Here is a 22,152-nt window from a genome sequence, read left to right as displayed (position 1 = left end):
GTCAGTCGGCGGCGGATCCCGACAGGTCCGGGGTGGTCTCCGGAAGGGGCCCCTCGGCCCCGAGCTGGGCGGGGACGGGTATCCGACCGGGCTGCCGTTCCGCGTCGAGATCGGGCGGAACGACCCTCAGGACGTCGCCGGCCCTCAAGGCGGTCTCCTCCCCCGCGATCAGGAGTTCCGGACCGTCCGGCCCCTGACGCGTCACCTCCAGCGTCGGCAGGCCCGACGGGCCGAGAGAGACCACTCCGTCGCCCAGTCGCAGCGCCTCGGCATAGAGCGTCGAGACGGTGTCCATCCGGATCCCGATCCTCTCGATCTCGATGCGGGACTCGCCCAGCTCCTCCACCAGGGACTGACGGCGCTGACCGACCAGCGCCGATCGTTCGAGACCGAGCTCGTTCAGGCGCTGCTCGGCGTTGAGACGGGCCGTCTCGAGTTCGAGCCTGCGCACTTCCTGATCGGCGACCAGCCGCTCGAGTTCGTTCTCGCGGCTGCGCCGCGACAGGCCCTCGCGGACCAGCGCGCTCGCCGATTCCAGTTCCTCGCGCGCCAGCGCGATCTGGCGGGCCCGCAGGTCCAGCTGCTCGTCCAGCCGGGCGATCCGCTCGCGCAGAAGGGTCTCGAGATCGGCGAACTGCTCGAGGCTGGACCGGTAGGCGGCCATGCGCGCCGCCCGGATCTCGCGTTCCTGCGCCATGAGCTCGTCGCCGAGGGGGGCGTCCGCCAGTTCCGGCGGCATCCCGATGGTCTCGGCCTCGGCGAGTTCCGCTTGCAGCCGGGCGAGCCGGGCGAGCAGGCGGTGTCGCTCGAGCTGCAGCACGCGGTATTCCCCCCGATGGCCGAGCGCGTCCTGCTCCGAGCGGAGATAGGCGGTGTCTCCGTCCTGCGTCCCGCCGGCAAGCGCGATCGCCTGCAGGGCCGTGAGCCCCGGGACGAAGGGATAGGCACCGGCCGCCCGGACGCCGCCCACGACGTAGACCGGCCCGTAGCTCACGATCGTGGCCGCCGCCTCGACGCCGGCGCCGAGGCCCATCCGCGCCGAGAGCCGCGCGGCGATCTCGGCGGACAGCTCGGCTTCCGTCATGCCGTCGATCGCGATCGTGCCCGCCATCGGCAGCGTCACCTCGCCGTCGGCGCCGATCCTGAACTCGCCGCCGAGATCGGGCCAGCCGGTATAGAGCTCGGCCACCGGGTCCCACTGCCCCACGCTCACGCGGATGGTCTGCTGCGGCTCGAGCGGGCTGTCCTCCTGCGCCGCGGAGGCGGTGCAGACAAGCGCGAGCGCCGCGGCCAGAACGGTGACGGGGGCCCATCGGTCAGCCACGAGCGGCCTCCTGTTCGTAGCCGCCCCGCGGCATGTAGAGCCGCGCCCGGCGAAGCCGGCCGCCGACAAGGACGGTCGTCGCCAGCCGCGACCCGAAATCGGGGTGGTCCGCGAGGGCGCCCTCGACGAGTTCGGGGCGGATCCGGCCCCAGGGAATCGTGAGGATCGTCGCATCGCTGCGTTCCGAATAGGGGTCGTTCCCGGCGGTCTCGGTCAGCGGCGGGAGGATCGACAGGATCGTCCGCCTCCGCCCGTCCGGACCCGTCCTAACGCCGATGTCGGACGGTCGGGCGGCCGCTCGAACCTGCAGGCCGTGGCGGCGGCGCATCTTCTCCAGTTCCCGGTCCGTCGAGCCCCGGCAATCGAGGACGATCGGCTGATCCATGCCCCGCTCCTGCATCGCACGCGCCAGATGCGCGGCCATGTCCATCGGATCGGACCCCGAAGCGACCGGCGCGATGGCCACGACCATCGGGACCCTCCCCTGCCCTGTCCGCCCCAGCGCCGCCAGCGCCCGCAGGGCGGTCTGCCGCCCAACCCGGCCCCTGGCGTCCGTCCCGCGGGCGCCGCTCCCGGCAGGCAGCAGCCCGGCACAGGGAAGGCCGGACAGCTCGATCACCTCGTCGCGGGTCCGCAGCCGGCGCGGCCCGATTTCGCGCAGACTGCCGATCACGACACCGAGGAGCAGCCCGATCAGCAGGCCGGAGAGGAGGCCCGCCTTCTTGCGGGGGCTCGACGCCCCCCTCGGGGCCTCCGCCTCCGAGATGATGCGCACCGTCGCGATGGGAAAGGCCTGCTGCTGGGTCGTCAGCTCGTAACGCTGGAGGTAGTCCCGGTAGACCTCCTGGTAGGTCTCGGCCACGGCCTCGAGCTGGGACAGGCGGCCCAGCATCGCGACATCCTCGCCCGACCCGCTGGCGAGGGAGCCGAGATCCTCCCGCAAGGACGCCTCGCGGCCCAGGGCGATGTCCCTCCGGGCCCGGAGCGCGGCGATCTCGCTCTGCAATTCCTCCCGGATCCTCTGCTCGAGCGTCGCCAGGACCTGCCCGATCTGCTGGGCCAGCGGGTGGTCCGGGCCGTACTGATCCCCGAGCGCCACGAACCGTCGCCGGGCATCGAGATACTCGCGGCGGAGCTCCTGAAGCACGTCATCCGCGCCGGCCTCGTCCGTCGGGCCGGCGAGGATCAGCGCCTCGACCGGGGTATCCTCCTCGACCGCCTCGAGATTGGCGAGACGCGCGTTCACCTCCGCAACGGCGGCCGACGCCTCGATCAGCTCACCCGCCATGTCCGACAATTGCTGCTCGCTGAGCAAGTCGCCGCGCACCTGCACGAGATCGTTCTCGGCCCGGAACTGCTGAAGCTCGGCCGCGGCCTCAAGACTGCGGACCTCCAGCGCCTCGAGCCGCTGCTGGATCCACGCGCCGGCATTGGCCGCGACATCCCGCGACGCCTCGAGCTGATAGGTCTGGTAGGACCGGCCGTAGGCCCGCGCGATGTCGCGGGCACGCTCCGGGCTGAAGCCTTCGTAGCCGATCTGCAGGACGAAGCTGCGACCGACACGATCCGCACTCATGTTTCCTTGCAGGATCGTGGCGGCCCGGGACCGCGCGGCGGCTTCGGGATCGACAGGGGCGACGTTGTCGGGCGTCTGCGGACCCGCGACCACAGGCTCGGGTTCGAGCCAGTCGGCGACCGGGCGGACGATCCGGTCCGCCATGGCGGCCAGCCGCTCGGCGGCGCCGGCCGGAGGATCGAGGAAGGCCTCGTCCTCGTGCAGGTTCATCCGGTCGACCACCTGCAAGGCCAGCTCCCGCGACTTCAGGATCTCCAGTTCGCTCTGCAGGGCCGAATCCGAATAGATGGCGTTCGGTATCGGCGAGACCGCCTCGAGAAGCTCGCGGCGTTCCTCGTCCAGGAGCACGGTCTCGACGGCGCGGTAGCGCGGCACCGACATCAGGATGAGCGCGACCGCGACGACGAGGCCGGCGAGGCCGCAGAGCCCGACGAGCGGGGCCTGGCGCCGGACGGCCCGCGACACCCGGCGCAGGTCGACCCCGTCGCCCGGCCCCTGCGAAGCCGGGCCGGACAGGTCGAGCCGCCGCTCGCGCACCGGGCCCGTCATTGCAGGGCCTGCGGGCGGCGCCGATCGGGCGCCTCCATCCGGACGCTCCGGGCCGGCACCGCCATATGCCACAAGGGCGCATCCCCGCGTCCCGCCGGCGCCGAACGCGGCCGGGCCGAACGCCGATCGGCCATGGCGAGAAGCAGGAACGGAACGAGGAACGACCCCATTGTGTAGGGCGTGAAGAAGTCGACCTCGACGGTCGCCCGCACGATGAACAGCATCCCGAGCGCGGCACAGAGGGCCGAGGTCGCCGGGGCGGCCCCCGGTGTCCAGGCCGAATTGATCACCATCGCGAGGAGCGCGGCGAGCAGCGCGCAGAAGAGGACGAGGCCCACCAGCCCGAGCGCCACGTAGGCCTCGATCGGGCCGTTGTGAAAGTGGAAGCCGGTCCGGCCGGAAATGTAGAACTCCTCCCAGAGCCGCTCTGCCCGGGGCTGCCCGGGCAGCCAGAACGCCGCGTAGCCGAGGCCGAGGAGCGGGTGCTCGCCCCCCTGCTCCACCCCCTCGCGCCAGAGATAAGTCCGACCGGTCAGGGACGTGTCCTTGTCGAAGATGGCGAGGGTCGCGTCGAGCGCGCCGAGACGCAGGGCCGCCAGAGCGGAGACGACGCCGCCCGCCACGATCGCGATCAGCGCCGCGCCCCGCACCCGTCCCGGCAGCACGGAAAGCCCCATCGTCAGGAGGATCGCGGCGCCCGCCACGCCGAGCGACAGGATCGAGGTCGCCGACCGCGAGGCGACGAGGGATATCACGGCCAGCATCAGCGCGGCGAGGGCGATCGCGCGCCAGGCCGTGGTCGCCCGGTAGAGGACCAGGACCGCCGTCGCGGACAGAAGCGTCAGGCTCGCGTAGAAGCCGACCTGGTTCTTGGACCTGAAGGCGCCGGTGAACGCGTAGGTGCCGTCGACCACGTCGTAGGCGTAGTCCCCGATCCACGCCGAGTAGCCGAGAACCATCAGGCCGCCGACGCAGCCGCCCGCCGCGAGCGACGTCACCGGGACGAGACGCGCCGCGATCAGTCCGCACCCGACGGTCGTCGCCCATTGGACGGCGGTGCGCAGGGTCTGGGCGGGCGCGTCCGACCAGAGCATCGAGAGCACGGCGAGGACCGGAAGGACGAGCAGCGGAGCGACGTGCCGGATGCCGACCAGGAGGATCTGCGGGTTCAGGACGAACGGCACGAGCCAGAGGGCGTAGAAGAGCAGGATGGAGACCGGCCCGAAACGGATCGAGTAGGCGAAGACAAAGGAGGAGATCGCCACGGCGGCGATTCCGTAGCCGTGGGCATGTCCCTCCTGCAGGTCCTTCGCCATGCGCCTCCTTCCGGACGTCGTGGCGCGGGTCGTGACCGCGCTCCGGCCTCCGAACAGACCGGCCTTGCGGTTGTTCCAATGCGCGCATGCGAGGGCCGGCGGGTGGTCCCGGGCGACCGCCGGGCAGGCGCGGAACAATCCCACAGGGCGCTTGTTCGGGGCACCAACTGCGACTGACGAGACCCGCGCCCGACGAGACCTGCGGCCGACGTGACCTGCGGCCGGCAGGCCGGCTCGCGCCGCGCGAAATCGATGGCGTTCCGCGACCGGCCTGCTGGCCGGTCTGGTGATCTGCCCGTCGCCTGAAGAGGTGAAGAGATGCAAGACGAAGCCCCCTGGGCGCTGGCCGTTGATCGGGACCCCGACGGGCCCCGCCCGGCTCCGCCCCCTGCGCGCCCCCCGCAGGAGGATTCCGGACATGCGGATGCGGAGGCCTTTTCCCGGGGGAGAGGCTACCGGATGAAACCGGTGATCGACCGGGCCGGCGCCTTCCTCGGACTGATCGGCCTCGCGCCGCTCTTCCTGATCATCGCCGCGGCGATTATGCTGTCCGACCCCGGCAATCCGTTCTACGTCCAGTCACGCCTCGGCCGAAACGGCCGGATGTTCCGCTGCATCAAGTTCCGCAGCATGGTGCTCGACGGCGACGACGTCCTCGCCCGCCACCTGAACGACGACCCTGTCGCCAGGCGCGAATGGGAGTCCACGCGGAAGCTTCGCAGCGATCCCCGCATCACCGGCATTGGGTCGGTGCTCCGCAAGTCGAGCCTCGACGAGCTGCCGCAACTGCTGAACGTGCTCCGCGGCGACATGAGCCTTGTCGGCCCACGCCCCATCGTCGAGGACGAGGCTGTCTATTACGGCACCGCATTCGGCCATTACAGCGCTGTCCTGCCGGGTCTGACGGGCCTTTGGCAGGTCAGCGGCCGGAACGATGTCAGCTACCAGGAGCGGGTGCGGCTCGACCGCCTGTATGTCGAGACCATGAGCCTGGCCACCGATGCCATGATCCTGACGCGGACCGTCCGCGTCGTCCTGTTCCGGGTGGGCAGCTATTGAAGGGACGCACTCGCGGCTCGGCCCCCCATCGGCGGGCCGGGCCTCGGCTGGGGCGCGATCGGACGGCGCTCGCCCGCGGGGGGGGGATCCCGGCGCCGGCGTCGATTTCCGGAGCCGCGGAGTGCCGGCGGAGCGGGGCATGGGTGCCGGGGCCCGGGGCCGGCAGCTCCTCCCCCCCGCGGGGCGCGGCGATCGCGGCGAGATCCCGACGCGGCCGGCGGGCGGCGCGGGTCAATCGCGGGTGCGGCCGAGCCGCGCCCCCCTGCCCCCCGGCGCCGGGCGCCGCCATTCGGTTCGAGGACGAGGTTGTCGCGACCGGACGTCTTCGCCCACGTGCCGGGGGCCGGGGCGACCCGGTGCCGGGGGTTGGGGCGCCCGCTGTGCCGGGGGCCGGGGCGCCCGCTCTGCCGCATGTCTCCTGCCGGGGCCCGCGAACGACGTGCCGCGCATCGTTGCCGCGACCGGCGGGGAACCGGCAGATGCCGCCGCCCATGCAGGAACCGGGCCGCTGTCTCCAGCGGCCCGGTGCATTGTCGGGACAGGGTCCGTTGCCGGCGGCCTAGTCCATCCAGGTGTTCTCGTCCTGCGAGAGCATGTCGTCGTCGTTCGCATCCATGGCGTCGAACATGCTCGTATTGAACTCGTCCTGCGACAGTCCCGTCATGGTGGTGTCGAACTGGGCGTCCGTCCGCATGGTGTCGAACATGCCCTGGGACTCGTAGCCCGCGGTGAATTCATCGCGGTCGAGCGTGCCGTCGCTGTTGGCGTCCCAGGTCGCGTAGTCGAGGTCCGCGCCCTGCTCGCCGAAGGCACGGTCGATGCCGTCGTCCCACTCGGTCGTTGTCAGGGTGCCGTCGCCGTCCATGTCGAAGCGGTCGAACGATCCGCCGGCATATTCGGCGCTCTCGATCATGCCGCTGCTGTCGGCATCCCAGTCGGTGAACGCGGTCGACTGGTCGATACCGGTGTTCCATTCGTCCCGGCTGAGGCTGCCGTCGGCATCGGTGTCCCAGTCGGTCGTGGTCTGCGCCAGCAGCGGCGAGGCGAAGGCGAAGGTCGCGCAGAGCGCGCATCTGATGAGCGTGGTCATTCCGGGTCTCCTCTCTGGATCGAGGTCCCGAAAACCGCGCCGTGCCCCGAATGTTCCCGCAGCTCCGGCGAAGCGGATCCGTCGCGCCCAGCCCCCGACCCGGCCACGACCTCGCACCGCGCCGGACCCTGTCAGGTATCCGGCGTCGGCGGCGCATGGCCGGAAGCGGGCCTCGCGGCCCGATCGCCGGGATCGCCCCCCTTGCCCGGCGGAACGTCCGCGCAGGAGTCCAGATCCCGGACCTCGTCACCGCCCAAACCCGCGATCCGGCCGTGCCCGCCCGCGCGTCGGTGGACGATGCCCGGGTGCCGCGCGGCCGGGAACTCATCCACGGGGCCGATTGCACCGCGTGAGACCGCCCGGCCGTCTTGAGGGACCGGATCGCGGACGCGCCCGGACGGTCGGACCAGCCGATCCGGCCTTGTTCCGATCTCCTGCGGCACGACAGGGGCCAGGCCTTGCCGACGACCTGCCCGCCGGGCCGTCCGGCGCCTCGCAGGGGAGCCCTTACGGGCGCGCGACGGAACAAGCGCCGCCGTCGCGCCTTGCCTTTCCGATGATACATGACAGCGATGCCCCGCCCTCCGACCGGAGCGAGCAAATCATCCTGATGACCGGCGCCGAGGGAAATGTCGGCTCCGCCCTCAAGGCGCGGCTTTCCGAGCGCTACACGGTCGTCGGGCTCGACCGGGACGGATCCGGCGAGTCCCTCGTCTGCGACCTCGCCGATCCGGCGTCCGTCCGCGACGCGATGGAGAAGGTCGCGCAGGGCAAGGGGACGCGCATCGCCGCGGTGATCCACCTCGCCGCCTATTTCGACTTCAGCGGGGAGGAGAGCCCGCTCTACGACGAGGTCAACGTCGAGGGTACGCGCAACCTCATCGAGGCGCTGAAGGGGCTGGAGGTCGAGCAGTTCGTCTATTCCGGCACGATGCTGGTGCACCGCGCCGGCAGCCCCGGCCTGCCGATCACCGAAGCGACCGAGATCGACCCCGGCTGGGCCTATCCGCAGTCGAAGGCGCGCGCGGAGGAGGTGATCCGGCAGACGCGGGGCGACATGCCGGTCGTACTGCTGCATCTCGCCGGGCTCTACGACGAGATGACGGCGGTGCCGACCCTGTCCGAGCAAATCCGCCGGGTCTACGAGCGCGATCCGAAGTCCCACGCCTATTCCGGCAGCCTCGAGACAGGGCAGAGCTTCCTGCACCGGGACGACATGGTCGATGCCTTCGTCCGGGCCGTGGACCGGCGGGCGGATCTGCCCGAGGAAGCGGTGATCCTGATCGGCGAGGAGGACGCGGTTCCCTACGCCGAGCTCCAGCGCATCCTCGGCCGCGAGATCCACGGCTCGGAGGACTGGTCCACCCTGGTCGTTCCCAAGCCGATCGCCGCCGCCGGCGCCTGGGTGCAGACGAAGGCGGAACCCCTGGTGCCGGACGATTTCGACCAGGGCGAGGCACCGTTCATCAAGCCCTTCATGATCGACATGTCGGACGATCACTACGCGCTCGACATCGGCCGCGCCCGCTCGCTGCTGGGCTGGGAGCCGAAACACAGCCTCCGCGAGACCCTGCCGGAGATGGTGCGCCGGCTGAAGGACGATCCGGCGGCCTGGTACGAGGCGAACAGGCTGACGAAGCCCCATTGGCTGCAGGCCGCCGAGAGCCGGGGCGCGACCGATCCCGACGCCCTGCGCGAACGGCACGAGGACGAGCGCCGCCGCGCCCATGGCGCGAGCGTCTGGGCGCAGTTCCTGAACCTCGGCCTCGGCGCCTGGCTGATCGCGTGTCCCCCGATCCTGGGCTACCAGGGGATCGGCATGATCCTCGCCAGCGTCATTGCGGGGATCCTGGTCATGGGCGGCAGCTTCCTAGCGCTCAGCTGGCGCCTGGCCCTCATCCGCTGGGCGGTGACTGCGGTCGGCGCGGTGCTGATGGCCGCCCCGCTCATCCTCTGGACGGAGCAATCCGTCGCCTACCTCAACTGCACCCTCGTCGGCGCGCTGGTCTTCGGCTTCGCGGGATGCGTGCGTCCCGCCCCCGGCATCGGGACGATGGCGGCGACGACGGGACCGACGATCCCGCCCGGTTGGGACTATTCCCCGTCGGACTGGACGCAGCGCCTGCCGATCATCGGCCTCGCCTTCATCGGTCTCTTCGTGTCGCTCTACCTCACCTCCTACCAGCTGGGCCATATCGGCGCCGTCTGGGAGCCGTTCTTCGCCGGCGATCCGGCAAATCCGCAGAACGGAACGGAGGAGATCATCACCTCCGACGTGTCCGAGGCCTGGCCGATCCCCGATGCGGGTCTCGGCGCGCTGACCTACCTGCTGGAGATCCTGATCGGCCTGATCGGTTCGGCCCGCCGCTGGCGGACGATGCCCTGGCTGGTGATGATCTTCGGGATCATGATCGTGCCGCTGGGCGTGGTGTCGATCACCTTCATCATCATCCAGCCCATCGTCATCGGGACGTGGTGCACGCTGTGCCTGATCACGGCGGCCGCGATGCTGATCCAGATCCCCTATTCGATCGACGAGCTCATCGCGACCTGCCAGTTCCTGCGCCGCCGCAAGCGGGCGGGTGCGCCCATCCTGCGCGTCTTCCTGACCGGCGATACCGACGAGGGGCAGGACGACCGCACCGACGAGAGCTTCGAGCAGCCCCCCCTGGCCGTCATCCGCGACATGCTGGGAGGCGGCGTGGTCCCGCACTGGAGCACTCTCGCCGCCGCCGCGATCGGCCTGTGGCTGATGTTCACCCGGCTGACCCTCGGCACCGAGGGAACGCTGGCGAATATCGACCACCTCGTCGGCGCGCTCGCCGTCACCATCGCCGTCACCGCGATGGCAGAGGCCGCCCGCGCGGCCCGGTTCCTCAACATGTGCCTCGGCGCCGGACTTGCCATCGCGGCGCTGGTCTCGGAGGCGACGTGGCTCCAGGCCGGTGCGGACATCGCCGCCGGTCTCGCGCTGATCGCCGTGTCGATCCCCCGCGGGCCCGTCCGGCATCGCTACGGCAGCTGGTCGCGGGTCGTGGTGTGAGCGGGCTGTTCGAGGGCCTGCCGCTCGCGCTCAACATCGCGATCTTTCTCGTCGCGGCCGTCTTCGTCTGGGGGGCGGGCACACGGCTCTCGGCCTATGCCGACGCGATCGCGCGGCGCACCGGCATCGGGGAGGCGACGCTGGGCGTCCTGCTGCTCGGCGGGGCGACGTCGCTTCCCGAGATCGCCGTTGCCGGCAGCGCCGCGATAACCGGCAATGCCGCGCTCGCGGCGAACAACCTGCTCGGCGGGTTCACGATGCAGGTCGCCATTCTCGCCGTCGCGGACGCCGTGCACAGGCGCGGCGCCTTGACCACCGCGGTGCCCGACCCGGTCGTGCTTCTGCAGGGGGCGCTAGGCGTCGTGCTGATGTGCCTGATCATCGCCGGCATCGCATCGGGCGACATCGCCTTCCTCGGCGCCGGTGTCTGGACGTGGATCGTCTTCGTGACATTCCTCTACTCGCTGCGCCTCGTGACGCAGGCACAGGGATCACTGGACTGGAAGGTGGTCGGCCAGCCCCCGGGCGAGCAGGTGGGCGAGACGGAGGCGCTGTCCCTCTCCGATCGCGCCCTCTGGCTGCGCACGGCCGCCGTCGCGGGCGTGATCCTCGTGGCGGGTGTGGCGCTTTCGTCCACGGGCGAGGCCCTGGCGGAGCAGACCGGCCTCGGCGCCAGCTTCTTCGGCGCGGTCTTCGTGGCCATCGCGACCTCCCTGCCCGAAGTCTCGACCGTGCTCGCCGCGATGAAGCGGGGCCGCTACGTGATGGCGGTCAGCGACATCTTCGGCACGAACCTGTTCGACATCGCCCTGATCTTCGTCCTCGACCTCTTCTATGCCGGCCCGCCCATCCTGTCCGAACTGGACAGCTTCTCGATCCTCGCCGCCACGCTCGGAACCCTCGTCACGGCCCTCTATCTCGTCGGCCTGATCGAACGGCGGGACCCGACGGTCGCGAAGATCGGCCTCGACTCGGTCATCGTCGCGGTCGTCTATCTGGGCGGCCTGGGCGTGCTGTACACGCTGCGCTAGCCCGGGCTCGGGAGGTGCGGTCTGCTTCGCGGGCAGGCCTCTGCGCGTCGCCTGCGGGACCATCGGGCGCAGACGGCGGGAACGGGTGCTGGGAGAGGGGCCCGACATTCGTGACTGCCGCGGGGGAAAAGGCTGCTTCTCCTGTTCGTCGGCTCCGGCGGGTCTGCCATGGCCTGATCGCCGGAAGATGAACCTCTCTCGGCCGAAGGTCGCGGCTGCGTCTCCTCGCCCCGGAGAAGAGGGGCCATTCTGATAGACGCCTGTCGTGCGCGGATCGCGGCCGGTCATGAAACTGGCGCGGGAGGGCGTGCGGACCGGGCTCTGGCAGAAGGCGTGGTCCACCCCCACCCCCCCTCATAGATCGCATCCATGTCGGGCGTGCGGACGGAGGTGTTGCCGGTCGCGCCGAGCGTGTCCCACCGCTGCCGGTCGGTGCACAGGACGAGGATGTTCGGACGGTCGGTCATCGCTTGACGGCTCCCGCGAAGCCTTCGACGAAGTATCGCTGCATGAAGAAGAAGAAGAAGAGGACGACCGGCAGGAGCGAGATCGTCGCGGCGGCGGCCATTCCCGACCAGTCGGTCTTGCTAGAGTTGACGAAGGCCAGCATGCCCACCGGCAGGGTTCGCATCTCGGGGCTGCCGAACGTGAACACCAACGGGATGCCGTGACCCCTGTCGTGACAATCATCGTCGCGGCGCGACCACGACCGTAACGACCCCCCGCGTGGTCAGCACGGTGTTCAGCCTGTAGAGATCGAAGCTCGCGACGCTCCAAGCCCGGACGCAGTTCGACCAGAGCGGTTCGTCGGGGAGCAGGTTCAGCCCCTTCTCGAAGATCTCGAGCGACTCCTCGAGCGAGGCGGAGACGAGCCACGCGGAGACCCAGCAGGAACGGCCGATACACTGCGCCGGAGGAAGGACGACATGACGAAGCACGAGCTGGCAGAGCGCCATCCCCATCCGCGTATGGCGCGGGAGCGATGGATCGACCTGTCGGGACCCTGGGACTTCCGCCACGACGATGCCGACGAGGGGCTCGATGCCGGCTGGGGCGCCGGAGAGATAGCGGGCACGCGGCCGATCGTCGTGCCCTACCCTCCGGAATCCGAAGCGTCGGGCATCGGGGATCCCGGGTTCCACCCGGTCCTCTGGTACCGGCGCGACTTCGTCCGCCCGGAGATGGCCCCGGGCGAGCGCCTGGTCCTGCGCTTCGGCGCGGTGGACCACGCCGCCCGCGTCTGGGTGAACGGCACCCTCGTCGCCACCCACGAGGGCGGCCACACGCCGTTCGAGGCGGACGTCACCGCCGCTCTCGTCGGCGCCGGCCCGCAGACGATCACCGTCCGGGCCGAGGATCCGCCGGAGGAGAACCGCATTCCGCGCGGCAAGCAGGACTGGCAGGAAGAGCCGCACGGCATCTGGTACAACCGGACGTCCGGGATCTGGCAGCCGGTCTGGGCGACGATCCTTCCGGCGGTTCACATGACGGACATGCACCTCGTTCCCAGCCTCGCCCGGGCCAACCTCCGGTGCGAGATCCGGCTCAACCGCCGGCCGGCCACCGCCCTGCCCGTCCGCGTCCGCATCAGCACGGACGGCCGGGTCCTCGCCGATACGACCGTGATGGTCGACGAGGCCGAGGCCGAGTTCGATGTCGCCGTGCCCGCCTTCGCCCATTCGACCCGGCGCGAGCGGATGGTCTGGTCGCCCGAGCATCCCCGCCTGCTCGATGCCGAGGTCAGCGCCGGGGACGACCGGATCGAGACCTATGTCGGCTTCCGCACCGTCGGCACGGAGGCGGGCCGGTTCACCCTCAACGAGCGTCCGACCTTCCTCCGGATGGTGCTTGGACAGAACTACTGGCCGAAGAGCCACCTGGCCGCGTCGGGGGAGGAGCTCAGGCGCGAGGTCGAGCTGATCAAGGCGCTCGGCTTCAACGGCGTGCGCATCCACCAGAAGATCGAGGATCCTCGGTTTCTCTACTGGTGCGACCGGATCGGCGTGATGGTGTGGGAGGAGATGCCGAGCGCCTATGTCTTCTCGAACTCGGCCGTCGAGCGCCTGTCCCGCGAATGGACCGAGGCCATCCGCCGGGACAAGGGGCATCCCTGCATCGTCGCCTGGGTGCCCTTCAACGAGAGCTGGGGCGTTTCCGAGATCTCGCGTCGTCCCGACCAGGCGGCCTACACGCGGGCGCTCTATCATCTGACGAAGGCCCTCGATCCGTCCCGCCCGGTGATCAGCAACGACGGGTGGGAGCTGACCGAGACGGACATCGTCTCGATCCACGACTACGCCCCGCGGGGGGCGGGCCTGACGGCGCGCTATGGCGACGCGGGGGCCCTTGAGGACCTCCTGCGCGGCTTCGGCGCGCCGGGGCGGCGGCTGCTGCTCGACGAGGCGGCGGCGGGGGACCGTCCGGTCATGCTGACCGAGTTCGGGGGGCTCAGCTTCACGCCCGATGCCGGCGATCACTGGGTCGGCTATGCGACGGTACCGGACGAGGCCGCCTTCGAGGCGCGGCTGGTGGAATGGTTCGACGCCATCGCGGCGATGCCGCTGCTGCAGGGCTACTGCTACACCCAGCTGACCGACACCATGCAGGAGGTGAACGGTCTGCTGACCGAGGACCGGGAGCCGAAGCTGCCCATCGCGGCGCTGCGCCGCATCCTCACCGCCCCCGCCGCGGCGATCCCCGGGGAGGAGGTCGACCTCGAGCGTCGCGCGGCCCTCGAACGCACGGGGCGCGCGGGATGACCCGCGCCGACGCGCCGTCCTGCTGCGGATCGCGCGTCGGCGCGCCCGCCCTTCAGGGGGCGCCTGCCGCCGCGGCACGGGCCGCTCTCGGGATCGCCGATCCCACGCCGCCGGCCCGGATCGCGTTCGACGCGGGCCGGAGCCATGTCGGAACCGACGCGCCGGTGATCGGGCCCGACGGAGAAGGCCCGAGGCGATCGGTGGAGTTGTCCCCGTTCGCGATCGATGCGGTGCCGGTGACCAATGCACGTTTCGCGGCCTTCGTCGCGGAGACCGGCTTCGTGACGGTGGCGGAGCGGTATCGCTGGGCCCCGGTCTTCCGGGACCTTATTCCCGCCCGCAGGCGGCCGGCGCCCTCGAACTCGTCCACGCCGTGGTGGGTCGCCTGCGAGGGCGCCGCCTGGTTCGCCCCGGAAGGCCCCGGGAGCGACCTCGCCGGCCGCGCGGACCATCCCGCCGTCAATGTCGCATGGGAGGATGCCCGCGCCTTTGCCGCATGGGCGGGCGGGCGCCTGCCGAGTGAGGCCGAATGGGAACACGCGGCCCGCGGTGGCGCCCCCGACCCGCGCTTTCCCTGGGGCGACCGCGAGCCGGACGACACCGCGTTCCTGCCCGCCAATATCTGGCAGGGACGTTTCCCGGACTTGAACACGCTGGCCGACGGATGGGCGGGCCCCTCGCCGGTCGGACGATACCCCCCCAATCCCGCCGGCCTGTTCGATATGGCCGGCAATGTCTGGGAATGGACGGCCGACCCGTTTCGCGTCCGCTCCCGCAATGCCGTGGCGCAGGCGCGGAACGCCCAGTCGCGCAATCGCCGGGAGAAGGTGATGAAGGGCGGCAGTTCCCTCTGCCATGCCAGTTACTGCTACCGCTACCGCATCGCCGCGCGCTTCGGCACGCCCGCCGAAAGCGGCGCGAGCAATACCGGGGTCCGGGTGCTCTACGCCAAGAGCAGCGGGCAGGCGTAGTCGACAGGGAGGGGACCGCCGGAGCAGGCGGATTCCTTTCCAGCCGGGAAAGCGAAGCCGCAACGTCACGCGGTCCGGTCCTCGCGGTGCGGAGCAACGGCTGGCCGGGCCCGGGGGATTCCCTCCGCAATTCGTCTCGGCTTTCCTGTTGAGTTATTGTACTCATCATACCAGATGCCGAGCCCGCGAATCCGGGGGTGCCGGCATTCGCGGGTCGGCAGGAAGGATGCGACATGGCCGTTTGGATCGGCACGAGCTGGAAGATGAACAAGCTCCTCGCCGAGGCGGAGGGCTACGCCGCGGCGCTGCGGGACGCGCCCGCCCCGCCGGGGATCACCCGCTTCGTCGTGCCGCCCTTCACCTGCCTGAGACAGGTGCGAGCGGCGCTCGACGGCACGGACATCCGGGTCGGCGCGCAGAACATGCATTGGGACGACGCGGGCGCGTGGACGGGCGAGATCTCTGCCCCGATGCTGGTCGATTGCGGAGCCGACCTCGTCGAACTCGGCCATTCGGAGCGCCGGGCCCATTTCGGAGAGACCGACGAGACCGTCGCCCTCAAGGTCGAGGCCGCGCTGCGGCACGGGCTCGTCCCGCTGGTCTGCATCGGCGAGACCGCGGCGGAGAGGACGGCCGGGCGCGCCGACGACGTTCTGGCCGGACAGGTCGAGGCGGCCCTCTCCCGCATCCGCGGCACGCCGCCGGAGACGCGGCTCCTCTTCGCCTATGAACCGGTCTGGGCGATCGGAACGGCCGGAACCCCCGCCTCGCCGGACTACGTCGCCGCCCGCCACGGCGCCATCGCGGACCGCGTGCACGGCCTGCTCGGCCGCTCGGTCCCCTGCCTCTACGGCGGGAGCGTGACGGCCGAGAATTGCGCCGGACTCGTGCGGCTGCCGGGCGTGGACGGCCTCTTCATCGGGCGGGCGGCGCTGTCCCCCGAGGGCTATCTCGACATCGTTTCCCGCTGTGCGACGGCTCTCGCCGGCGCGGCACAACCCCACTGACATGACAGGAGCGACATGATGAAACTCGCGATCGCCGGCGACAGCGCGGGCGCCCCCCTGGCCAAGGCGCTGGCCGACCATTTCGGCGGCCGTGCGGAGCTGGAGGTCAGCCTCGTCAGCGCCCCGCCATCCGGCACGGAGGAGCTCTACCCCCATCTGACCGAGCGTGTGTGCCGGGGAATACTCGACGGCACCTACGACCGCGCCATCCTCTGCTGCGGGACGGGCATCGGCGTATGCCTCTCGGCGAACAAGGTGCCCGGGATCCGGGCCGCCCAGACCCATGACGCCTATTCGGCAAGCAAGGCCGCCACGTCGAACAACGCCCAGATCATCACGATGGGCGCGCGGGTGATCGGGGCCGAGCTTGCGAAATCGATCGCCGAGGCATGGCTGGCCGCGAGCTTCGATCCGAACGGTCCTTCGGCCGGGAATGTCAGGGCGATCGACGCGCTGGACGCGAAATACGCGGCGCGCTGACGCCGCGTGCGGGCCGGATCGCGGGACTTTCCTGACGGACCTCCCGCGACCGCCGCCCTCCTACCGCGCCCCGCCGCCGTCGCGGACCCAGGCGAAATAGTCGTCGCTGCCCATCTGCCCCCCCTTCAGCGCGATCTCCAGCCCGTCGACCGCGCCGTCCGCATGGGCACGGCAGATCGCGGCGTCGGGGATCGTGGGGGCAAGGGCGGTCAGCGCATGGATGCCGAGGGCGGTGCAGACCTCGCCCGACGTGTCGCCGCCCGAGACGACGACGCGCCGCAGATCGTGGGCCGCGACCAGCCGCGCCAGCACCGCGCCGAGCGCCCGTCCGATGCGGGCATTCGCCTCGGCCCCGTCCTTTCCGGCGAGACGCGCGGTCAGCCGGGCCACCTCGGGATCGTCGGGGCCGCGCGCAGTGCAGACCAGCGGGATCGCGCCCCGCCCCAGCGCGGCGGAGGCGGCCGCGACGGCCGCGTCGACGGCCGCCCTCTCCGCGCCCTCCGCCACGGCCATCGCGTCGAGCCGCAGCACGGCGAACCCGTCCGCTTCCGCCGCGTCGATCTGCGCGGCGGTGACGGGCGAGACCGAGCCGGAGACGACGGCCATCCGCTCCGCCCTGTTCAGCCGGGCCGGGGCCGGCGCGGGACCGATCCGGCCGGTCTGCCGCCAGTGCCGGATCAGCGCGTATTCGATCCCCTGCGAGCCGACGACGAAGGGGTTCTGCCTGCGCCCCTCCCAGATCAGCCGGCCGGCGGCGGCTTCCTCGGCCGGCCCCATCTGGTCGAGGCACCAGCCGCGCGGGCCACCGGCATCCCGCATCCGCTCTGCCGCACTGCCCGGATCGGCCAGCGCCTCCACGTCCATCACCTGCAGCGGCAGGTCCGTCTGCCGCGCGATGTGGCGGGCGACGTCGGCCTCGTCCATCGGGGTGACCGGGTGCCGGGACATCACCGGGTGCCGGTCGAGCCGCGAGACCCCGCCCGGACCCGCAGCGAAGAGATTTCCGAAGGCTTGGTAGCGGCGCATCACCGGGGCGGCGATCACGATGGGGACCGTCACGCCTCCGAAAGTGCGGAGCCCGATCTCCATCGCGCGCCCGATGGAGCCGACATGCGGCGCGGAATCCAGCGTCGTGCAGACCTTGTACTGCACCAGCTCCGCCCCGGTCGCCCGGACACGGGAGAAGAGGTCGGGCAGGTGCGCGTCCATCCAGTCGGGGGAGCGGGTCCGCGCCATCGTGGCGATGCCGATACCGGCCATCCCCTCCGCCAGCTGCAGACGCGCGGCATCGGGCGCGTCGAGGAACAGCATCGCCGGCAGGCCCGCGAAGGTCAGCGCCTCCATCACTGCGGCGGAGCCGGTGAAGTCGTCGCCGACCCAGCCGACCAGGGGGGCGCTCGGCTTGACCTCATGGTTCATCTGTTATCTCATCATACCATTGGAAACGGATACGTGGGAGGGACACGGTTTGATATCCCAGATCCCTCCCCGGGCGGGCAGCGAGCGGATCACCCGGCGCAAGCTGTCGGACGAGGTGTTCGACCGGCTGCGCACGATGATCGTGACCGGCGAACTCGCCCCCGGCGACACGGTCCCCTCCGAGCGCGACCTGATGGAGCGGTTTGGCGTCGGTCGTCCGGCGGTGCGCGAGGCGCTGCAGACGATGGACACGATGGGGCTGATCACGATCAGCCACGGCGAGCGGAGCCGGGTCAACGCGCTCTCTCCCGCGCTGGCGGTCCGGCAGGTTGACGCGGTGGCCAAGATCCTGCTCTCGGCCGATCCGGCGACGCTCGACCAGCTGAAGGAGGCGCGCAAGCTGATCGAGGTCGGCCTCGCCCGGATCGCGGGCGAACGGCGCGGTCCCGCCGATGTCGCAGACCTGCGCGCGCTGCTCGACCGGCAGCGCAGTATGCTCGACAGCCGCGAGCAGTTCATCCGGGCCGACATCGCCTTTCACCGCCGGATCGCCGAGATCACCGGCAACCCGCTCGTCGTGGCGGTGGCGGATGCGATGCTGACCTGGCTCTTCGACTATCACACGACGCTGCTGCACTGGTCGGGCAACGAGGACGTGACGTTGAGCGAGCACGCCCGGATCATCGACGCGATCGAGAGCGGCAATCCGGAAGACTGCGCGCGGATCATGTCGGTCCATCTCGACCGGTCGGCCAGCCTTTACCGCCATCACGAGGACGAGGCGGCGACCCGCAGGGTTCCGTAGGGGGCCACGGTCAGGCGCCTGTCCCCCAGCGCGACGACGATCTCCGCTTCGGTCAGGTTCGCCAGCCACAGCTCGTCTCCCGCGCAGAGCGCGGCGACGCGTTCGGGATCGGTGACCTCGACCTTCCGCACATGCCGGCCGGCGAGCGGGGCGAGGTCCGCCAGCAGCGCACCGAGCGGCGACAGACCGTCCGCCCCGTCCACGCCCGGCCCATCCACACCCGCGGGACCGGCCCCGGCGGCGGGGGTCCAGACCGCGACCCCGAAGGGCGCGATGGCGGCGAGGTAGCCCAGCGTGAAGGCCGCGCCGAACCGGGCGCGGTGGCGGGGGTCGGACCCGGCCATGCAGATCCGCCCGTCATCGGGGTTTTCCATCACGCGCGAGCCGTAGGGGTTCTGTCGCATCGGGATGGAGGACAGTCCGAGCCGGTAGGGCACGTCCCCCGCGATGGCCTTGCCCGAGCGCAGGATCCACGGGATCGCGGTCAGGGTCTGCATCACGCTGCGGTCGGCGGCGTCGTGGACGATGGGGTTCGTCCCGTGGGCGACGAAATCCAGCATCCCGACCGGGGGCCGCTTGCGGTTGAACTCGGTGAAGTAGGACAGCATCCCGCCGCCACGCGGCAGGTCGGGGAAGGCGCGCGCGGCGGCGGCATGGATCTGCTCCAAGGGCGGACAGTCGGGCCAGTCGCTGCCCGGCGGTGTCGATCGCCGGTCGACCGAGGGGCAGACGAAGAGCGAGGCGAGATCGAGGCCCGCCGACGCGACCTGGTCGGCCAGCTCGGCGAATTCCGCGCCCAGGTCGCCGTCGCAGGACGCCGCGTAGTCGAGGTCGAGCCGTGCCCCCAGCGCGGCGAGCCGCGCGAAGGCCGAGAGGTCGTCCCCCCGCTCGGCATGGCAGGCGATGCGGTGCGGCGCGATCCGGGCGAGCAGGCCAGGATCGGCCTCCCGCGCGCCGGCGGCGTCGAGGACGAGGGCCAGCTCGGGCACGATCGTCCCCGTCGGCACCCCTACCCGAACGGCGATGTCCGACGCGTTCCGCGCGACCGGCACCGGGCCCGAGAAGGTCAGCGTCACCGATTGCTCCAGCACCTCGCCCGCGGCGATCCGGTAGGGCCAGGGCTTCGCGAGCGGGCGGTTGTAGGTCTTGAACGAGGCGTCGGACCATTGGCGCTGGTCCTCCATCTCGAACGTGTCGCCCTCCATCCGGCAGGCGATGGTCGCCCCGGACCGGACATGCGTGAGCGCGCGGATGTCCATGAAGGGCTGCCAGGGCTCGATCAGGGTCGGCAGCGCGCCGCGCGTCTCTGTCCCGTCCGAATGCTCCACCACGGCCGGGCAGCCAGAGGCCCCCACCGGGTGCAGCACGGTGAAGCCGGCGCGGTTGGTCTCGAACGCGCCATCGGAACGCCCCCGGCCCAGCACGGTCAGGCCCTGCGGCCCCGCCTCGACCGACAGATCGGCGGTCAGGGTGGCGCAGCCGCTGGACCAGGTGGCGGTCCAGCGCAGGCGAAGCGCGCCCTCCGCCCGCTTCTCCGACAGGGCCGACAGGCGCGGCACCAGCGTGCCCCAATCGCGGTCGCGGACGGGGAAGGTGATGGCGCTGATCATCTCGGCGTCGCCGTAGCGGATCGCGTGCAGGCCGCCGTCGATCCATTCGAAGCTGACGGGACCGATCGCGTACCGGACGACCTGCGGCCGGGGGGCCTCGGTGCCGACGAGGGTCAGGGCATCCTCCACGCTCAGACCTCCGAGACGTCGACGCTGCGCCCCTCGGCCGCCGAAAGGTAGGCGGCCTCGACCAGAGCCAGCGTCGAGAGGTTGTCGGCGCCGGAGGTCTCGGGCGCGCGCCCGGCCTCGATGCAGTCGACGAAATGCTGCTGGATCGACGCGACGCTCTCCTGGATGTTGAACCACGGGCGCTCGGCCCAGTCGGCGAGGCGCGGCGTCACGTCCCGCGTCTCGCTCCCCTCCGCCGTCTGCACCGTCAGGCGGTAGCCCGCATCGAGCCGGAGCGTTCCGGCCTCCCCGTCGACCTCGAGCAGCGTCTCGGGAAAGGTCTCGGGCTGCCGCCGGGTCGCGTAGGAGCAGTCGACCACGCTCGTCGCGCCCCCATCATGGACGAGCAGCATCGTCGCCACGTCCTCGCCCCGGATCGCGGGATTGACCCGCTGCATCGTCGCCGTGATGCGCACCGCGTCACCCATCAGCGCCCGCGCGATGTCGAGGACGTGGATGCCGAGGTCCTGGACGATGAAGCGCTCGTCCGTGGCCAGATAGGGCTGGCCGGAGAACACGTCGTAGCCCGACCGGAACGAGGCGCGGGCGAAGAAGGGCGTGCCGATGGCGCCGCCGCGCACCGCCTCGATCGCGGCGCGGATCGGGGATTGCCAGCGGAAGTTCTCGTGCACCATGAAGGTCCGGCCCGCCGCGGCCACGGCGGCGACCATCGCGCGGGCATCGTCCATCGAGGAGGCGAGCGGTTTCTGGCAGATGACGTGAAGCCCCCGGTCCGCCGCGAGTTCGACCAGCGCGCGATGGCTGCCGACGGTGGTGGCGATGTCGACGAAATCGAGATCCTCCTCCGCCAGCATCCGGGCCGCATCATCGTAGCGCGCGGCAATGCCGAACGTGTCACCCGCCTCGGCCAGCCGGGCCGGGTCGCGGTCGCAGATCGCGACGATCCGCGCCCTTGAGGCCTCGCGCCAGCCATGCAGCTGGTTCATCGCGAAGAAGCCGCAGCCGATCAGTCCGCCCCTCAGCATTTCGGCCCCCCCCGGTCTTCCCTTTGATCGGTCGTCGTTTGGGTGTCAGGTGATCCGGCGGATGCTCGCCGCGATCTCCTCGGGGTCGAAGACCCGCTTCCAGTCGTCCTTCATCAGCACCGGCTTGCCGAACTCGATCGCCTTGTTGCAGGCGTCCGAGAAGACGCCGGGCTGCTCCTCGAAGATGACGGCGGCGAGGATGTTCATGTGGCCCAGAAGGAAGTCGCGGGCCGCCTCCTTCGGGACGCCGCGCGCGACGCATTCGTCCATCGCCTCGCGCATCACGTCGAGGAGCGAGGCGCAGACCGTCTCGCTCAGCCCCGGCTCGAGCATGGCGAGCTGGTCGAGCGTGACGCGGTAGGTCTGGCTGACCGGGGCGAAGATGGCGCGCGCGACCCTGTCGCCGAGGGCGTAATGCTCCTCGGGGCCCTGCATCAGCACGTTGACCACGCCCTGCGGCGCGGCGACCCCCCCGAACCGGTCCATCCGCTCCTCGTGGGTGGCGAGATCGTGGAAGATCGGCGGATGGCAGGGATGGGTCACGAAATAGGTGATGTCCGCGCGCTCCGGCAGGTGGCCGGCATGCGGGCCCGCCGCGTCGAGGCAGACGAGCATGGTGCCGGGGCGCAGGTGATCGACGATCTTGCGCGCGACGGCGCCGATCGCGGTGTCCGGCACGGCCAGCACGACGACCTCGGCCTCGGCGAGGGCCTCGTCCTGAGGCACGCAATCCCAGTCCACGGCCTCCTTCAGGCGCGCCCGGCCGGCCTCCGAGACCTCGACGGGCAGAACCTCGAACTCCGCCTTCACGAGATTCCTCGACAGGCGCACGCCCATCTTCCCCCCTGCCCCGAACAGCGCCAGCCTCGTCATCGAAATCTTCCCTTCGCTCTCTCGACTGGTATAATGACCCAATGACCTGCTCTGGTCAAACCCATCGCTCATGTCCCGCGGGACGT

At 71.0% G+C, this 22,152-nt stretch carries 18 protein-coding genes; 8 read left to right on the top strand and 10 right to left on the bottom strand.

The window, feature by feature from the left end; translation table 11 throughout:
- Nucleotide 1: 1 nt before the first annotated feature.
- Genes BUE30_RS00200 through BUE30_RS00190 form a run of 3 tightly spaced genes read right to left on the bottom strand, consistent with a single transcriptional unit; the run spans nucleotide 2 to nucleotide 4,765 of the window.
- Nucleotides 2-1,324, bottom strand: coding sequence for a polysaccharide biosynthesis/export family protein (locus BUE30_RS00200; RefSeq protein ID WP_073325538.1), 1,323 nt, complete (start codon nucleotides 1,322-1,324; stop codon nucleotides 2-4).
- Nucleotides 1,317-3,449: a GumC family protein gene (locus tag BUE30_RS00195; protein WP_073325537.1), complete on the bottom strand. Its 2,133-nt coding sequence runs from the start codon at nucleotides 3,447-3,449 to the stop codon at nucleotides 1,317-1,319. The genes BUE30_RS00200 and BUE30_RS00195 overlap by 8 nt, the downstream gene beginning before the upstream one ends.
- Nucleotides 3,446-4,765 (bottom strand): O-antigen ligase family protein, encoded by a 1,320-nt coding sequence (locus tag BUE30_RS00190; RefSeq protein ID WP_073325536.1) that lies wholly within the window; start codon nucleotides 4,763-4,765, stop codon nucleotides 3,446-3,448. The genes BUE30_RS00195 and BUE30_RS00190 overlap by 4 nt, the downstream gene beginning before the upstream one ends.
- 459 nt (nucleotides 4,766-5,224) lie before the next feature.
- Here BUE30_RS00190 and BUE30_RS00185 point away from each other — a divergent pair, with 459 nt between their 5' ends.
- The gene (locus tag BUE30_RS00185; RefSeq protein ID WP_139300431.1) at nucleotides 5,225-5,824 is read left to right on the top strand and encodes a sugar transferase; all 600 of its coding nucleotides are present in this window, start codon (nucleotides 5,225-5,227) and stop codon (nucleotides 5,822-5,824) included.
- 559 nt (nucleotides 5,825-6,383) lie between these two features.
- Here the strand turns inward: BUE30_RS00185 and BUE30_RS00180 are convergent.
- The gene (locus BUE30_RS00180; RefSeq protein ID WP_073325535.1) at nucleotides 6,384-6,914 is read right to left on the bottom strand and encodes an EF-hand domain-containing protein; all 531 of its coding nucleotides are present in this window, start codon (nucleotides 6,912-6,914) and stop codon (nucleotides 6,384-6,386) included.
- A 610-nt stretch (nucleotides 6,915-7,524) separates the two neighbouring features.
- Between BUE30_RS00180 and BUE30_RS00170 the strand changes: the two genes are divergently transcribed.
- Complete coding sequence (locus BUE30_RS00170; protein ID WP_244526239.1) at nucleotides 7,525-9,957, top strand: vitamin K epoxide reductase family protein; 2,433 nt, start codon at nucleotides 7,525-7,527, stop codon at nucleotides 9,955-9,957.
- On the top strand, nucleotides 9,954-10,988 hold the full coding sequence (locus tag BUE30_RS00165; RefSeq protein ID WP_073325532.1) for a sodium:calcium antiporter: 1,035 nt from the start codon (nucleotides 9,954-9,956) through the stop codon (nucleotides 10,986-10,988). The genes BUE30_RS00170 and BUE30_RS00165 overlap by 4 nt, the downstream gene beginning before the upstream one ends.
- A gap of 463 nt (nucleotides 10,989-11,451) precedes the next feature.
- Here the strand turns inward: BUE30_RS00165 and BUE30_RS00160 are convergent, their stop codons facing one another.
- Nucleotides 11,452-11,646 carry a hypothetical protein gene (locus BUE30_RS00160; RefSeq protein ID WP_073325531.1) on the bottom strand — a complete coding sequence of 65 codons (195 nt, stop codon included), beginning with the start codon at nucleotides 11,644-11,646 and terminating at the stop codon, nucleotides 11,452-11,454.
- A gap of 28 nt (nucleotides 11,647-11,674) precedes the next feature.
- Nucleotides 11,675-11,944 carry a hypothetical protein gene (locus BUE30_RS00155; RefSeq protein WP_073325530.1) on the bottom strand — a complete coding sequence of 90 codons (270 nt, stop codon included), beginning with the start codon at nucleotides 11,942-11,944 and terminating at the stop codon, nucleotides 11,675-11,677.
- On the opposite strand from BUE30_RS00155, the gene BUE30_RS00150 reads away from it, so the two are divergent.
- The 4 genes from BUE30_RS00150 to derI all read left to right on the top strand — a co-directional run bounded on the left by BUE30_RS00150 (nucleotide 11,915) and on the right by derI (nucleotide 16,205).
- Nucleotides 11,915-13,747 (top strand): glycoside hydrolase family 2 protein, encoded by a 1,833-nt coding sequence (locus BUE30_RS00150; RefSeq protein ID WP_073325529.1) that lies wholly within the window; start codon nucleotides 11,915-11,917, stop codon nucleotides 13,745-13,747. The two genes, BUE30_RS00155 and BUE30_RS00150, sit on opposite strands and share 30 nt — an antisense overlap.
- Entirely contained in the window at nucleotides 13,744-14,718 is a 975-nt protein-coding gene (locus tag BUE30_RS00145) for a formylglycine-generating enzyme family protein (RefSeq protein WP_073325528.1), read from the top strand. Before BUE30_RS00150 ends, BUE30_RS00145 begins: the two co-directional genes overlap by 4 nt.
- A gap of 233 nt (nucleotides 14,719-14,951) precedes the next feature.
- Nucleotides 14,952-15,725: a triose-phosphate isomerase gene (locus BUE30_RS00140; protein WP_073325527.1), complete on the top strand. Its 774-nt coding sequence runs from the start codon at nucleotides 14,952-14,954 to the stop codon at nucleotides 15,723-15,725.
- Nucleotides 15,726-15,743: 18 nt separating this feature from the next.
- Nucleotides 15,744-16,205, top strand: coding sequence for a D-erythrulose-4-phosphate isomerase (gene derI / locus BUE30_RS00135; RefSeq protein ID WP_073326487.1), 462 nt, complete (start codon nucleotides 15,744-15,746; stop codon nucleotides 16,203-16,205).
- Nucleotides 16,206-16,265: 60 nt separating this feature from the next.
- Here the strand turns inward: derI and BUE30_RS00130 are convergent, their stop codons facing one another.
- Nucleotides 16,266-17,624 carry a four-carbon acid sugar kinase family protein gene (locus BUE30_RS00130; RefSeq protein ID WP_073325526.1) on the bottom strand — a complete coding sequence of 453 codons (1,359 nt, stop codon included), beginning with the start codon at nucleotides 17,622-17,624 and terminating at the stop codon, nucleotides 16,266-16,268.
- Nucleotides 17,625-17,673: 49 nt separating this feature from the next.
- Between BUE30_RS00130 and nanR the strand changes: the two genes are divergently transcribed.
- Nucleotides 17,674-18,429, top strand: coding sequence for a transcriptional regulator NanR (nanR, locus tag BUE30_RS00125; protein ID WP_212590694.1), 756 nt, complete (start codon nucleotides 17,674-17,676; stop codon nucleotides 18,427-18,429).
- Here the strand turns inward: nanR and BUE30_RS00120 are convergent.
- Genes BUE30_RS00120 through BUE30_RS00110 form a run of 3 tightly spaced genes read right to left on the bottom strand, consistent with a single transcriptional unit; the run spans nucleotide 18,393 to nucleotide 22,066 of the window.
- Nucleotides 18,393-20,168: a D-apionate lactonase family protein gene (locus BUE30_RS00120; RefSeq protein ID WP_139300430.1), complete on the bottom strand. Its 1,776-nt coding sequence runs from the start codon at nucleotides 20,166-20,168 to the stop codon at nucleotides 18,393-18,395. The two genes, nanR and BUE30_RS00120, sit on opposite strands and share 37 nt — an antisense overlap.
- Before the next feature lie 2 nt (nucleotides 20,169-20,170).
- Nucleotides 20,171-21,193: a Gfo/Idh/MocA family protein gene (locus BUE30_RS00115; RefSeq protein WP_073325519.1), complete on the bottom strand. Its 1,023-nt coding sequence runs from the start codon at nucleotides 21,191-21,193 to the stop codon at nucleotides 20,171-20,173.
- Between the two features lie 45 nt (nucleotides 21,194-21,238).
- On the bottom strand, nucleotides 21,239-22,066 hold the full coding sequence (locus tag BUE30_RS00110) for a phosphogluconate dehydrogenase C-terminal domain-containing protein (protein WP_073325517.1): 828 nt from the start codon (nucleotides 22,064-22,066) through the stop codon (nucleotides 21,239-21,241).
- Nucleotides 22,067-22,152 lie beyond the last annotated feature (86 nt).

This window comes from Wenxinia saemankumensis (genome assembly GCF_900141735.1).
GTDB classification, from domain to species: Bacteria; Pseudomonadota; Alphaproteobacteria; order Rhodobacterales; family Rhodobacteraceae; genus Wenxinia; species Wenxinia saemankumensis.
Note: the sequence above shows the minus strand (reverse complement) of the source record. Positions and strands in the feature narration are given on the sequence as shown.

Excerpts from the sequence above, each read along its gene's own strand:
- BUE30_RS00130 (WP_073325526.1), bottom strand. The coding sequence starts at position 17,624 with ATGAACCATGAGGTCAAGCCGAGCGCCCCCCTGGTCGGCTGGGTCGGC.
- BUE30_RS00150 (WP_073325529.1), top strand. The coding sequence starts at position 11,915 with ATGACGAAGCACGAGCTGGCAGAGCGCCATCCCCATCCGCGTATGGCG.
- BUE30_RS00155 (WP_073325530.1), bottom strand. The coding sequence starts at position 11,944 with ATGGCGCTCTGCCAGCTCGTGCTTCGTCATGTCGTCCTTCCTCCGGCG.
- BUE30_RS00180 (WP_073325535.1), bottom strand. The coding sequence starts at position 6,914 with ATGACCACGCTCATCAGATGCGCGCTCTGCGCGACCTTCGCCTTCGCC.
- BUE30_RS00115 (WP_073325519.1), bottom strand. The coding sequence starts at position 21,193 with ATGCTGAGGGGCGGACTGATCGGCTGCGGCTTCTTCGCGATGAACCAG.
- BUE30_RS00190 (WP_073325536.1), bottom strand. The coding sequence starts at position 4,765 with ATGGCGAAGGACCTGCAGGAGGGACATGCCCACGGCTACGGAATCGCC.
- BUE30_RS00110 (WP_073325517.1), bottom strand. The coding sequence starts at position 22,066 with ATGACGAGGCTGGCGCTGTTCGGGGCAGGGGGGAAGATGGGCGTGCGC.
- BUE30_RS00140 (WP_073325527.1), top strand. The coding sequence starts at position 14,952 with ATGGCCGTTTGGATCGGCACGAGCTGGAAGATGAACAAGCTCCTCGCC.
- BUE30_RS00145 (WP_073325528.1), top strand. The coding sequence starts at position 13,744 with ATGACCCGCGCCGACGCGCCGTCCTGCTGCGGATCGCGCGTCGGCGCG.
- BUE30_RS00195 (WP_073325537.1), bottom strand. The coding sequence starts at position 3,449 with ATGACGGGCCCGGTGCGCGAGCGGCGGCTCGACCTGTCCGGCCCGGCT.
- BUE30_RS00170 (WP_244526239.1), top strand. The coding sequence starts at position 7,525 with ATGACCGGCGCCGAGGGAAATGTCGGCTCCGCCCTCAAGGCGCGGCTT.
- BUE30_RS00185 (WP_139300431.1), top strand. The coding sequence starts at position 5,225 with ATGAAACCGGTGATCGACCGGGCCGGCGCCTTCCTCGGACTGATCGGC.
- derI (WP_073326487.1), top strand. The coding sequence starts at position 15,744 with ATGAAACTCGCGATCGCCGGCGACAGCGCGGGCGCCCCCCTGGCCAAG.